This is a genomic window from Streptomyces sp. R11 (genome assembly GCF_041051905.1).
Classification (GTDB): domain Bacteria; phylum Actinomycetota; class Actinomycetes; order Streptomycetales; family Streptomycetaceae; genus Streptomyces.
In genome coordinates this window covers 4,117,982-4,130,394 of sequence record NZ_CP163432.1, presented here as the reverse complement: position 1 = coordinate 4,130,394, position 12,413 = coordinate 4,117,982, and the positions used below count along the sequence as shown (strand labels likewise).

The 12,413-nt window shown below is 68.6% G+C and carries 13 protein-coding genes; 7 read left to right on the top strand and 6 right to left on the bottom strand.

What is annotated here, in order from left to right:
- Positions 1–79: 79 nt before the first annotated feature.
- Positions 80–436, bottom strand: a complete 357-nt coding sequence (locus tag AB5J55_RS18765) for a DUF6086 family protein (protein ID WP_369271797.1) — start codon at positions 434–436, stop codon at positions 80–82.
- A 217-nt stretch (positions 437–653) separates the two neighbouring features.
- On the opposite strand from AB5J55_RS18765, the gene AB5J55_RS18760 reads away from it, so the two are divergent.
- From AB5J55_RS18760 to AB5J55_RS18750, 3 genes are all read left to right on the top strand, one after another.
- Positions 654–1,172: an FG-GAP repeat domain-containing protein gene (locus tag AB5J55_RS18760; RefSeq protein ID WP_369271796.1), complete on the top strand. Its 519-nt coding sequence runs from the start codon at positions 654–656 to the stop codon at positions 1,170–1,172.
- Positions 1,173–1,372: 200 nt separating this feature from the next.
- Positions 1,373–2,308 carry a hypothetical protein gene (locus AB5J55_RS18755; RefSeq protein WP_369271795.1) on the top strand — a complete coding sequence of 312 codons (936 nt, stop codon included), beginning with the start codon at positions 1,373–1,375 and terminating at the stop codon, positions 2,306–2,308.
- A 225-nt stretch (positions 2,309–2,533) separates the two neighbouring features.
- A complete protein-coding gene (locus AB5J55_RS18750) occupies positions 2,534–3,433 on the top strand; it encodes a hypothetical protein (RefSeq protein ID WP_369271794.1) in 900 nt (299 codons plus the stop codon).
- A gap of 99 nt (positions 3,434–3,532) precedes the next feature.
- Here the strand turns inward: AB5J55_RS18750 and AB5J55_RS18745 are convergent, their stop codons facing one another.
- Together AB5J55_RS18745 and AB5J55_RS18740 are read right to left on the bottom strand one after the other, a co-directional pair.
- A complete protein-coding gene (locus AB5J55_RS18745) occupies positions 3,533–5,929 on the bottom strand; it encodes a cation-translocating P-type ATPase (protein WP_369271793.1) in 2,397 nt (798 codons plus the stop codon).
- A gap of 103 nt (positions 5,930–6,032) precedes the next feature.
- Positions 6,033–6,329, bottom strand: coding sequence for a DUF2530 domain-containing protein (locus AB5J55_RS18740; RefSeq protein ID WP_369271792.1), 297 nt, complete (start codon positions 6,327–6,329; stop codon positions 6,033–6,035).
- A 149-nt stretch (positions 6,330–6,478) separates the two neighbouring features.
- Between AB5J55_RS18740 and AB5J55_RS18735 the strand changes: the two genes are divergently transcribed.
- A complete protein-coding gene (locus tag AB5J55_RS18735) occupies positions 6,479–7,930 on the top strand; it encodes an NCS2 family permease (protein WP_369271791.1) in 1,452 nt (483 codons plus the stop codon).
- Between the two features lie 26 nt (positions 7,931–7,956).
- Here the strand turns inward: AB5J55_RS18735 and AB5J55_RS18730 are convergent, their stop codons facing one another.
- Positions 7,957–8,139 carry a CopG family antitoxin gene (locus tag AB5J55_RS18730; RefSeq protein ID WP_369271790.1) on the bottom strand — a complete coding sequence of 61 codons (183 nt, stop codon included), beginning with the start codon at positions 8,137–8,139 and terminating at the stop codon, positions 7,957–7,959.
- Positions 8,140–8,294: 155 nt separating this feature from the next.
- Here AB5J55_RS18730 and AB5J55_RS18725 point away from each other — a divergent pair, with 155 nt between their 5' ends.
- The gene (locus AB5J55_RS18725; protein WP_328426930.1) at positions 8,295–8,732 is read left to right on the top strand and encodes a MarR family transcriptional regulator; all 438 of its coding nucleotides are present in this window, start codon (positions 8,295–8,297) and stop codon (positions 8,730–8,732) included.
- Positions 8,733–8,756: 24 nt separating this feature from the next.
- A complete protein-coding gene (locus AB5J55_RS18720; protein ID WP_369271789.1) occupies positions 8,757–10,112 on the top strand; it encodes an MFS transporter in 1,356 nt (451 codons plus the stop codon).
- A gap of 47 nt (positions 10,113–10,159) precedes the next feature.
- Here the strand turns inward: AB5J55_RS18720 and AB5J55_RS18715 are convergent, their stop codons facing one another.
- On the bottom strand, positions 10,160–10,678 hold the full coding sequence (locus AB5J55_RS18715) for an N-acetyltransferase family protein (RefSeq protein ID WP_369271788.1): 519 nt from the start codon (positions 10,676–10,678) through the stop codon (positions 10,160–10,162).
- Between the two features lie 25 nt (positions 10,679–10,703).
- Here AB5J55_RS18715 and thpR point away from each other — a divergent pair, with 25 nt between their 5' ends.
- Positions 10,704–11,276, top strand: a complete 573-nt coding sequence (gene thpR / locus AB5J55_RS18710) for an RNA 2',3'-cyclic phosphodiesterase (RefSeq protein WP_369271787.1) — start codon at positions 10,704–10,706, stop codon at positions 11,274–11,276.
- A 145-nt stretch (positions 11,277–11,421) separates the two neighbouring features.
- Here thpR and AB5J55_RS18705 read toward each other — a convergent pair whose 3' ends face one another.
- Complete coding sequence (locus AB5J55_RS18705; RefSeq protein WP_369271786.1) at positions 11,422–12,411, bottom strand: aldo/keto reductase; 990 nt, start codon at positions 12,409–12,411, stop codon at positions 11,422–11,424.
- Positions 12,412–12,413 lie beyond the last annotated feature (2 nt).

Here is a 12,413-nt window from a genome sequence, read left to right as displayed (position 1 = left end):
TGAACGTTACGCATGAGGGCGCCCCCGGAGTCACGGGGGCGCCCTTTTTACCGTGCCGCAGGCAGCGAGCCTCGGCCTGCTATGCCATGGAATGTGCGAAGGCCGTCATCTGTTCTCTCAAGTGTGCCTCGTGCTCGGGCCGGAGGGCGATGGCGCCGCCCACCCGCTCCATCAGGACGAGCGATGTGACCAGCAGGCCTTGCGTGAGCCCACGCAGTACGTCGCTGTTTGTGGAGGAGTAGAGCCGGTACAGCCGTGCAGTGAAGTCCTGCAACGCCGCCGGATCCACCTCGCAGCCACCCTCGCGGGTAGGCGTCAGACCGGACGGAACCTCCAGAAACTCGGACGCTCCCTGGACGAAGGAGGCATATAGCTGTCCGCTGTGGTAACCCGCGTCCCAGAGCGTCTCATCACCGCACTCGAATGGGTAGCTCAATCTGCAATCTCCAGTCTTAGGTCGAGGCTAGGGTATTGCTGCCTGAGTTGCTCGAACCGCTCATGCAGCGCGGCCCGGAACCGCGGGTCCATCCCGGACTTCGTGAATCGCAAGCCGATAGGGGCGTTCTCGTACCCGGGGAGCAACGTCCGGCACTTCAGGTAGGCCACGAGCTTCTTGTTGACCTTGTCGTCGAGCCAGTCCGACTCGGCAGCGCGTGACGTTCCCCACCGTCGGCGGTTTCTGGGATCACGAACGGCTCTGGACCGACGCCGCCTGGAAGGACGGCCTGCCTGTGGCCACGCTCCGCACCGGCACGCCGGGCCGCGACACCCTCCTCTTCCAGTGGCCCGACGGCTCGCTCTACACGTACAAGCGGGATGCGTCCGGCAAGCTGGTGATCCAGAAGAAGTCCATGTGGCCGGACAAGACGTGGAAGAAGAAGCACATGGCCACCGGCGACTTCACCGGTGACGGCCGGGACGACATAGCCGCCGTCGCCGCCGACGGTTCGCTCCACCTCTACCCGGGCAAGGCCGACGGCTCCTTCGACAAGGCACGTTCGATGTGGCCGGAGAAGAGCTGGGGCACCATGCGAGCCGTAGTCGGTGGTGACTTCAACGGTGATGGCAAGGCGGACCTGGCGGCCCTGGGATCCACCGGCGATCTTCGCTGGTACGCCGGTGACGGCAAGGGTGCACTGGCGGCCGGCAAGACCATGTGGCCGAAGGTCTAGCAGCGCACGCAAGCGACAGGGCCGCCTCCGCACTCCGGGGCGGCCCTCGTCCGCACACAAAATCTCCACGGTTCGTACAACCATCCGACCCCGTCGCAGATCTGATCATCCGAGTCAACAGACTCCTTGATCAATTGAGCCCCGCGCGACCCTGAACAGCGTGACCGAGGACCGCGGGGCCCTCTCCATGTGGAGAACGCATGCGCATCAGAGCCACCGTGGCCGCCGTCTCGGGCGCCCTCGCCATCTCCGCCCTCACCGTGCCGGCGTCGCAGGCCGCCGACAGTTCCTCGTATGGCAAGGACGACGTCCGGAAGGCCGTGCAATCGGCGCGGCAGGCTCCCGGCGAGTCCGCCCGCAGCGCCTACACCGCGCAGGACGCGGGTACGCCGTACGCCCTGGCCCTCTCCTTCTCCAACGTGAAGGTCAACAGTGGCAAGCCGATCGTTGCAGGCACGACGAACCGGGTGACCGTGCCGGTGACCTACAAGGTCACGCACGCCGCGGACATCGACCTCAACGCCACGGACTTCTACCTGGACGTGGAGATCTACCGCGGCGCCTCCTACAGCGAGTGGGACAACCTGCTCTACGGCGACGAGTGGCCGGTCTGCACGGCGACCTCGTCCACCACCGCGAACTGCAAGGGCACCATCGACGTCTACCCGGACTTCGAGCTGACGAACGCCGACGCCACCACCTGGAAGGCGGCCGGCTACGCGTACGACTTCAACGACCAAGACCCGCTCGCCGAGGACATCGACTGGAGCAAGGTCGGCTACGCGGAGCAGGAGGCCCTGGCCACCACCAAGCTCCAGCGCTTCTCCAAGCTGACGGTCAACGCGTCGCCGGAGCCGGTCAAGAAGGGCAAGACCATCACGGTCACCGGCAAGCTGACCCGCGCCAACTGGGACACCCACAAGTACGCGGGCTACGCCGGCCAGTCGGTGAAGCTGCAATTCCGCAAGAAGGGCTCCAGCACCTACACCACGCTGAAGACCATCAAGACGAACTCGTACGGCGACCTGAAGACGACGGTCACCGCGTCCACGGACGGCTACTTCCGCTACAGCTTCGCGGGCACGGCGACGACCCCGGCGGTCAACGCCACGGGCGACTTCGTCGACGTGAATTAGTAGGCAGCGCCGTAGGAAAGACAAGGGCAGCGTCACGAACTCCCGGCCACAGATGGGAGTTCGTGACGAAGCTCACGAAGATTGCGCACTCGCCGCACAACCGGGGACGCCCGCCGCCAATCTGATCACATGGGCCAACAGGTCCCACGATGACCCGGGCCCCGATGTGACCAGCAAAGCAGGGAACGACGACCAGCGGGGCCCCATTCCGTACCAGGGGAACGCATGCGCATCAGAGCCACCGTGGCCGCCGTCTCCGGCGCCCTGGCCCTCTCCGTCCTCGCCGTGCCGGCCGCACAGGCCGACGACTCCTACCGCGCGGACGTTGCGAAGATCCGCCAGGCAGCGCTCGCCGCATCCGGCAGGGCCCCCGAGGAGGGTGAGCCTTACGCCTTGAACGTCTCCTTCTCCAACTTCAAGATCGCCAAGGCGGTCAAGGTCGGCACGACCAACCACGTCTCCACCACGGTGACGTACACGTTGACCCATGGAGCGGACGTCAAGATCGCCGCTGCCGACTTCATCACCGATCCCTATATCTACAAGGGTGCCTTCCCGAGCCCGGAGAACACGCTCTACGGCAACAAGCCGGCCAAGTGCACCGCGACCTCCGCGACCACTGCCAACTGCAAGGGCACCATCGACGTCTACCCGGGCGACCACGAAATCCGCAATTCGGACGCCGGTACCTGGGCGGCCGCGGCGGAGGCCACCGCCTTCAACGGCCAGGACCCGGCGGGCGAGACCTTCGACATCACGAAGGTCGGCTACCAGCGCAAGGGCGGCCTCGCCACCACCCTGATCCAGCGCAACTCCCAGCTGACGGTCAACGCCTCGCCGGAGCCGGTGAAGAAGGGCAAGACCATCACGGTCACCGGCAAGCTCTCCCGGGCGAACTGGGAGGACAACAAGTACCACGGCTACACGAACCAGTCGGTGAAGCTGCAGTTCCGCAAGAAGGGCAGCACCACCTACAGCACCGTCAAGACGATCAAGTCCAACTCGACGGGCAACCTGAAGACCACGGTCACCGCGGCTCAGGACGGCTACTTCCGTTACAGCTTCGCGGGCACGAGCACGACCCCGGCGGTCAACGCCACGGGCGACTTCGTCGACGTCCAGTAGGACAACCCCCCAGGGGCGCGAGGAACCGCGCGACCAGCCACAACGGTCGCGCGGTGACCCACGGCGTCATCCCTCCCGTCCAAAGCCAAACGACAGGGCCTAGGCGGGAACGCGGCGGTCGACCCACCTCCACGCGAACTCCAGGGTGACCGCCGCCACCGCCGAGATCCCCACCGCGATCCACGGCATCGTCATGCCCACCAGCCGCAGCGCGAAGAACTCCTGCAGCCACGGCACCACCAGCACCACCAGGAATCCGAGCCCCATCGCCGCCACCAGCGCGACCCGCCACCACGTGTACGGCCGGGCGATGATGACCAGCACCCACATCGCGATCAGGAAGAGCGTCAGCGTGGCGACGCTGGTCTCCGCGTCCAGCGCGCCCTCACCGGTGTAGTAGTGACGGGCGATCAGGTACGTCGCGAACGTCGCCACGGCGGCCACCACCCCGCCCGGGATCGAGTACCGCATGACCCGCCGTACGAAGTGGGGTTTCGCGCGTTCCCTGTTGGGCGCGAGGGCCAGGAAGAAGGCGGGGACGCCGATGGTGAGGGTGGACAGCAGCGTCAGATGGCGCGGCAGGAACGGGTACTCCACCTGCCAGCACACCACCATCAGCGCCAGCAGCACCGAGTAGACGGTCTTGACCAGGAACAGCGTCGCCACGCGCGTGATGTTGCCGATGACCCGACGCCCCTCGGCGACCACCGACGGCAGCGTCGCGAAGCTGTTGTTGAGCAGCACGATCTGCGCGACCGCGCGGGTGGCCTCCGACCCGGAGCCCATGGCCACACCGATGTCGGCGTCCTTCAGGGCGAGGACGTCGTTCACGCCGTCGCCGGTCATGGCGACGGTGTGCCCGTGGGACTGCAGCGCGCCCACCATGTCCCGCTTCTGCTGCGGGGTGACCCGCCCGAACACCGTGCCCTCGTCGAGGGCCGTCGCCATCCCGTCCCGGTCCTGCGGGAGCCGGCGCGCATCGACCGTCGTGCCGGTCAGCCCGAGCTTGGTCGCCACCGCGCCCACCGACACCGCGTTGTCGCCGGAGATCACCTTGGCGCGGACGTTCTGCTCGGCGAAGTAGTGCAGGGTGTCGGCGGCGTCGGGCCGCAGCCGCTGCTCCAGTACGACCAGGGCGGCGGGCTTGGCCCCCTCGGCGACCTCGGGATCGTCGAGGTCGCGGCCCACCCGGGCGAGCAGCAGGACCCGTAGCCCCTGTTCGTTCAGCCGATCGGTTTCGGCCAGGGCGGGATCGTCGGCGCCGAGCAGGACATCGGGCGCGCCCAGCAGCCATGAACTGGCCTCGCCGTTGCCCTCGCTGAAGGTGGCGCCGCTGTACTTGCGGGCGGAGGAGAAGGGGAGGGACTCGGTGCAGCGCCAGTCCTCGGCGTCGGGGTAGGCGTCGATGATGGCCTGGAGGGAGGCGTTCGGGCGGGGGTCGGACTCGCCGAGGGCGCCCAGCACCTTGCGCACGTACTCCTCGTCGTTGCCGGCCAGGGGCCGCAGCTCGGTGACGTCCATGCCGCCCTCGGTGAGCGTGCCGGTCTTGTCGAGGCAGACGGTGTCGACGCGGGCGAGGCCCTCGATGGCGGGCAGTTCCTGCACGAGGCACTGTTTGCGGCCGAGCCGGATGACGCCGATGGCGAAGGCGACCGAGGTGAGGAGCACCAGCCCCTCGGGGACCATCGGCACGATGCCGCCGACGGTCCGGGCGATCGAGTCGTCGAGCTCGTTGTCCTTGGCGACGAGCTGGGTGATGATCAGGCCGGTCGCGGCCGGGACCATCATCCAGGTCACGTACTTGAGGATGGTGGAGATGCCGGAGCGCAGCTCGGACTGGACCAGCGTGAAGCGGGACGCCTCCTCGGCGAGCTGGGCGGCGTAGGCCTCGCGCCCGACCTTGGTGGCCTGGAAGGCGCCGCCGCCGGCGACGACGAAGCTGCCGGACAGCACCTGGTCGCCCGGCTGCTTGACGACCGGGTCGGCCTCGCCGGTGAGCAGTGACTCGTCGATCTCCAGCCCGTCGGCCTCGACGCACACGCCGTCCACGACGGCCTTGTCGCCCGGCCCGATCTCTATCAGGTCGTCGAGCACGATCTCCGAGGTGCTGACCTCGTCGGCGACCCCGTCGCGCCGCACGGTGGGCCGGGCCTCGCCGATCACGGCCAGCGAGTCCAGGGTCTTCTTCGCCCGCCACTCCTGGACGATCCCGATGCCGGTGTTGGCGAGGATCACGAAGCCGAAGAGGCTGTCCTGGATGGGCGCGACGAACAGCATGATCACCCAGAGCACGCCGATGATCGCGTTGAACCGGGTGAAGACGTTGGCGCGGACGATGTCGGTCATCGACCGGCTGCTGCGCACCGGAACGTCGTTGACCTCCCCCCGGGCGACCCGCTCGGCCACCTCGGCGGCGGTCAGCCCGCCCGTCGCCACCGGGGCGCGAACAGGGTGCACAGGGTTGTCCACTTCGGCGCCCGCGTCGGTATGCGTCATGCCTTCGACGGTACGTGCGGATCTACGCCTTCACCCGCCGAGTGCACGGAAGTTCCGACCGCAGTAGGACCGGCGTCGTGCCGTGGTCGTACGGCGCGGTACCTCAGGACGACTGGGGTTCGCCCGTGCTTTCCCGGCCCTCCTCCAGGGCCGCCGCCCGCTTGAGGGCGGCGTCGCGCCTGCGGACGTACCAGATGCCGATGAGCCCGAGCCCGCCGCCGGCCAGACAGGTCCACACCCACCAGGCCTGTCCGCGGTCGTCGAACCAGCCGTAGAAGGGGAGCTGGACGACGAAGAGGACGAACCAGAGGATCGTGCCGCCGGTGATGGTGGCGACCACGGGGCCCTCCAGGGGCTCCGGCGCCTCGTGCTTGGGGGATCCCGAGAAAAGACCGGCCATGGGGGACAGCTTACGAGGCGATCGGATCCCGGTACGAAGCGATCGCGTCCACGCGTATCTACGCGCGGAGATAGCAGATCCAGCCCTTATATGTTCATACTGAAACGGTTTGTGTCTGACCACTTCTATTCGTAGGAACAACCAAAAGCATGCCCACCTCGGCTCCTGCCAAGGCCCCCACCCCTGAACAGCCGGGAGCCGGGCCCACTTACGGCGCACTCGACCGCTTCTTCAAGATCTCCGAACGCGGCAGCACGCTGCCCCGTGAAATCCGCGGCGGTCTCGCCACCTTCTTCGCGATGGCCTACATCATCGTGCTGAACCCGATCATCCTCGGCAGCGCGAAGGACATGTACGGGCATCAGCTCGACAACGGACAGCTCGTCACCGCGACGGCGCTGACGGCGGCGTTCACCACCCTCCTCATGGGCGTCATCGGCAACGTGCCGATCGCGCTCGCCGCCGGCCTCGGAGTGAACTCGGTCGTCGCGCTCCAGCTGGCGCCCCGGATGTCCTGGCCGGACGCCATGGGCATGGTGGTCCTGGCCGGCTTCGTGGTCATGCTGCTCGTCGCCACCGGACTGCGCGAGCGCGTGATGAACGCCGTGCCCTACGGCCTGCGCAAGGCCATCTCCATCGGCATCGGCCTGTTCATCATGCTGATCGGCCTCGTCGACTCCGGTTTCGTCTCCCGCATCCCGGACGTCGCCCAGACCACGGTCCCGCTCCAGCTCGGCGGCGACGGCCACCTCAACGGCTGGCCGGTGCTGGTCTTCATCCTCGGCGCGCTGCTCACCCTCGCGCTGATCGTGCGCAAGATCCCCGGCGCGATCCTCATCTCGATCGTCGCGATGACCGTGCTCGCGGTCGTCATCGAGGCCGTCGCGAACGTGCCGTCCTGGGGCCTGACGACCCCGAAGTGGCCCGGAAACCCCGTCGCCAGCCCCGACTTCGGCCTGATCGGCGAGGTCAGCCTGTTCGGCGGCTTCGACAAGGTCGGCGCGCTGACCGGCATCCTCTTCGTCTTCACCGTCCTGCTGTCCTGCTTCTTCGACGCCATGGGCACGATCATGGGCGTCAGCGACGAGGCGAAGCTGACCGACGCCCAGGGGCAGATGCCGGGCATCAACAAGGTCCTGTTCGTCGACGGCCTCGCCGTCGCCGCGGGCGGTGCCAGCTCCTCGTCGGCCACCACCGCCTTCGTGGAGTCCACGGCAGGCGTCGGCGAGGGCGCCCGGACCGGATTCGCGAACGTCGTCACCGGCGCCCTGTTCGGTGTGGCGCTGTTCCTGACGCCCGTCGCCACGATGGTCCCGTCCCAGGCGGCCACCCCGGCCCTGCTCGCGGTCGGCTTCCTGATCCTCGCGAACTCCGTCAAGGAGATCGACTGGGCCGACTACACGATCGCGATCCCGGCCTTCGTGACGATGGTGATGATGCCGTTCACCTACTCGATCACCAACGGCATCGGCATGGGCTTCATCACCTTCGCGGTGCTGCGCCTGGCCGCCGGGCGGGGCCGGGAGGTGCCGATCGCGATGTACGTCGTGGCTGCGGTGTTCGGCTTCTACTACCTGATGCCGGCGCTGGGCCTCACGTAAGCCCGACTCCCACGTGGGCCCGTTGCTCACATGCGCCCGTAGAACTTCTCTGTCTCTTCCACGGCGGCCTGGAACCGTTCGTCGAAGTCATCGCGGATGAGCGTTCGGACCACATAGTCCTGGACGCTCATTCCTCTTTTCGCGGCATGCTGTCGGAGCCGTTCGAGCAGCTCATGGTCTATTCGCAGGCTGAGCACGCTGGTCCCCATGACCACGAGGGTCGCGGCACTCTTCGGTGCGGTGTGTCACGTTCCGCTGCCGGATCACCCATATGAGTGATGTCACGCTTCAGTGGCCCGGCTCACGGGCATCCATGCGTGCTCCTGGTGGTCTTTAGCGAGGGTAATGAGTTACGCTAAAGAACATGTCGGACCTTACCCATGGCGACAACGCTGCCGCCGTGAACTCCCTGCGCTCCGCTGTCATGCGACTGTCGCGCCGGCTCAAGCACCAGCGGGTCGACGAGTCGCTGAGCCCCACCGAGATGTCGGTGCTGGGCACCCTCTCCCTCTGCGGCAAGGCCACCCCCGGTGAGCTCGCCCGCAAGGAGCACGTCCAGCCGCCGTCGATGACCCGTATCGTCGCCCTGCTGGAGGCCAAGGGACTGGTCCGGCTGGAGCCGCACCCGGAGGACCGGCGCCAGAAGGTCGTCACGAAGACCGAGCAGGCCGAGGCGATGCTCGAGGAGAGCCGCCGTAAGCGCAACGCCTTCCTGGCCACCCTGGTCGAGGGTCTCGACGAGGACGAGTGGGCGAAACTGCGCGCCGCCGCCCCCGTGCTGGAGAAGCTCGCACACCTGTAAGCAGCCAAGAGGAGGCGAACCCTTTTGAGTACGGGATCCGGAGCAGACTCCGCCCCCGCACCGACCACCCACGACTCCCCGCCCGCCCCGGGGCCCCGCAAGTCCTCGATGTTCAGCTCGCTGAAGGTCAGGAACTACCGCCTCTTCTTCCTCGGCCAGGTCGTCTCCAACACCGGCACCTGGATGCAGCGCATCGCGCAGGACTGGCTGGTGCTCAGCCTCACCGGCTCCGCAACCGCCGTCGGCATCACGACGGCCCTGCAGTTCCTGCCGATGCTGCTCTTCGGCCTCTACGGCGGCGTCCTCGTGGACCGTCTGCCCAAGCGCCGCACGCTGCTCGTCACACAGACGTCGATGGCCGTCACCGGCATCGCGCTGGCCGTCCTCACCCTCTCCGGGCACGTCCAGGTCTGGCATGTCTACCTGGCCGCCTTCGTCGTCGGTCTGGCGACCGTCGTCGACAACCCTGCCCGGCAGTCGTTCGTCTCCGAGATGGTCGGCCCGGACCAGCTGCAGAACGCGGTCAGCCTGAACTCGGCGAACTTCCAGTCGGCCCGCCTGGTCGGCCCCGCCGTGGCCGGCCTGATGATCACCGGCGTCGGCACCGGCTGGGCGTTCCTCGCCAACGGCCTGTCCTTCGTCGCGCCGCTCGCGGGCCTGCTGCTGATGCGGGACCGTGAGCTGTACGTCGTCGAGCGGGCGCCGCGCGGCAAGGGGCAGCTCCGGGAGGGGCTGCGGTATGTCGCCGGGCGGCCGGAGCTGATGTGGACCATCGTCCTCGCCGGGTTCGTCAGCACCTTCGGCTTCAACTTCCCCGTGTACCTGTCGGCCTTCGCCGACGACGTCTTCCACGCGGGCGCCGGCTCCTACAGCCTCTTCAACACCCTGATGGCGGTCGGCTCCCTGGCCGGCGCGCTGCTCGCGGCCCGGCGCGGTACGGCCCGGATGCGGGTGCTGGTCGCGGGTGCGGTGGCCTTCGGCACGATGGAGATCGTGGCAGCTCTCGCCCCGTCCCTGTGGCTGTTCGCCCTGCTCATGGCCCCGATAGGAATGTTCGGCATGACGGTCAACGTCACCGCCAACAGCAGCATCCAGATGGCCACCGACCCGAGCATGCGGGGCCGGGTGATGGCTCTTTACATGATGGTGTTCATGGGCGGCGCACCCCTGGGCGCACCGATCGCCGGCTGGGTCACGGACGCGTACGGCGTGCGGGCGGGCCTGGCGGTGGGCGGCGCGATCACGGCCGTCGCCGCCGTGACGATCGGACTGGTCCTGGCGCGCGTCGGCGGCCTGCGGCTGTCGGTGGGCTGGAACCACGGGCATCCGCAGGTGCGGTTCGTGCCGCGGGAGCGGGAGCAGTTGGCCACGGCTGCCTGACGGCGACTTGAGGGGCGGGTGCCTGCGGGCCCCGCCCCTGCCGGCGTTCAGACCCGGCGGGCCAGCACCTGCCCCGGCCAGTCGTCCGTCCCCCGGTAGGTCTCGGTGCGGACGAAGCCGTGGCTCTCGTAGTAGCGGACGAGCTTGCCGTCGTCGCCCGCGTAGCAGTCCACCCGCAGCAGCGAGACGCCCGCCCGTCGGGTCACCTCGGCGGCGTGCGCGAGCAGGGCGCTGCCCGCGCCGTGGCCCTTGAAGCGGCGGTCGGAGGCGAGCCAGTGGATGTACCGCTCGGGCTCGCCGGGCGAGGGGAGATGGGCCAGGGAGGGGCCGGGCGAGTCGGCCAGGGTGAGGGTGGCGGCCGGCGCGCCGTCGACCTCGGCGATGAAGACCTCGCCACCTGCCGTGCTCCGCGTGACCGACTCCACGGTCCTCGCGCTCTCCGACAGCGGCTTCGTCCCCCACTGCCCCGTGCGCCCCTGTGAGACCAGCCATTCGACACAGCTGTCGAGCATGCCGAGTATCACCGGGAGGTCGTCGGGTCCGCCTTCTCTGATGGTGATCGTCATCCGGTCATGGTGCCAGGCTGGACCCATGAGACTCTTCGCCGCCGTGCTGCCACCCGAGGACGTGGCCCGGGAACTGGCCACCGAGGTCGCCGAGTTGAAGAAGCTGCCCGGCGCGGACGCGCTGCGCTGGACCGGCCGCCCCGGCTGGCACTTCACGCTCGCCTTCTACGGCGAGGTCGACGACGACCTCGTACCGGACCTGTCGGCCCGCCTGGAGCGCGTCGCGCACCGTACGGCCCCCTTCCGGCTGGCGCTGCGCGGCGGTGGCCAGTTCGGGCACGGGCGGGCGCTGTGGGCGGGCGCGGAGGGGGACCTGGCGACCCTGCGGCTGCTGGCGGACCGGAGTGAGGCGGCGGCGCGCAAGGCCGGAGTGCCGATGGGGGAGCACCGGCGCTACAAGCCTCACCTGACGGTCGCGAGGAGCCGGTCGGCGGTGGACGTACGGCCGTACGTCGCGGCCCTCGACGCATTCACGAGCCGCACCTGGACGGTGGACGAGCTGGCGCTGGTACGCAGCCACCTGCCGACGTCCGGGGTGGCGGGCGAGCAGCCCCGGTACGAGGCGGTCGCCCGCCGGCAGCTCGGAGGCGCCGGTTAGGCTCGGACCCGTGAACCCGAAAACCAGGAACCGGATCATGGCCGGTGTGCTTGTGCTGATGTTCGTCGTGGTGGCGCTGGCGGCGGCGCTCGGCAGGTAGGCGATACGCGTAGGCAGCCGAGCGCCGCTGCGCCCCCGGTGACTGCTACCAGGCGAAGGCCTCCGGAGACGGCCCCGGACCAGGGAAGATCTCGTCCAGCCCCGCCAGCAGTTCCTCGCTCAGCTCGAGCTCGGCCGCCCGCAGCGCGGACTCCAGCTGCTCGGCGGTACGCGGGCCGACGATCGGGCCGGTCACGCCCGGCCGGGTGAGCAGCCAGGCCAGGGCGGCCTCGCCGGGCTCCAGGCCGTGCTTGTCGAGCAGGTCCTCGTACGCCTGGATCTTCGCGCGTACGGCCGGGTCGGCGAGGACTTCGGCGGCCCGCCCGGAGCTGCGCCGCCCGCCCTCGACCTCCTTCCTGATGACGCCGCCGAGCAGCCCGCCGTGCAGCGGCGACCACGGGATGACGCCGAGGCCGTAGTCCTGCGCGGCCGGGATGACCTCCATCTCGGCGCGGCGCTCGAAGAGGTTGTAGAGGCACTGCTCGCTGACGAGGCCGATGGTGCCGTGGCGCTTCGCCGCGATCTCGTTGGCCTGGGCGATCTTGTACCCCGGGAAGTTGCTGGAGCCGACGTACAGGATCTTGCCCTGCTGGACGAGGACGTCGATCGCCTGCCAGATCTCCTCGAAGGGAGTGGCGCGGTCGATGTGGTGGAACTGGTAGACGTCGATGTAGTCGGTCTGCAGCCGCTTGAGCGAGGCGTCCACGGCGCGCCGGATGTTGAGGGCCGACAGCTTGTCGTGGTTGGGCCACGGCTCGCCTTCCGTGCCCATGTTGCCGTACACCTTGGTCGCGAGGACGACCTTGTCGCGCCGCTCGCCCTTCGCGAACCAGGTGCCGATGATGCTTTCGGTACGGCCCTTGTTCTCGCCCCAGCCGTACACGTTCGCCGTGTCGAAGTAGTTGATGCCGGCGTCCAGCGCCGCGTCCATGATCGCGTGACTGTCCGCCTCGTCGGTCTGCGGACCGAAGTTCATGGTGCCGAGGACGAGCCGGCTGACCTTGAGTCCCGTGCGTCCGAGCTGCGTGTACTTCATGA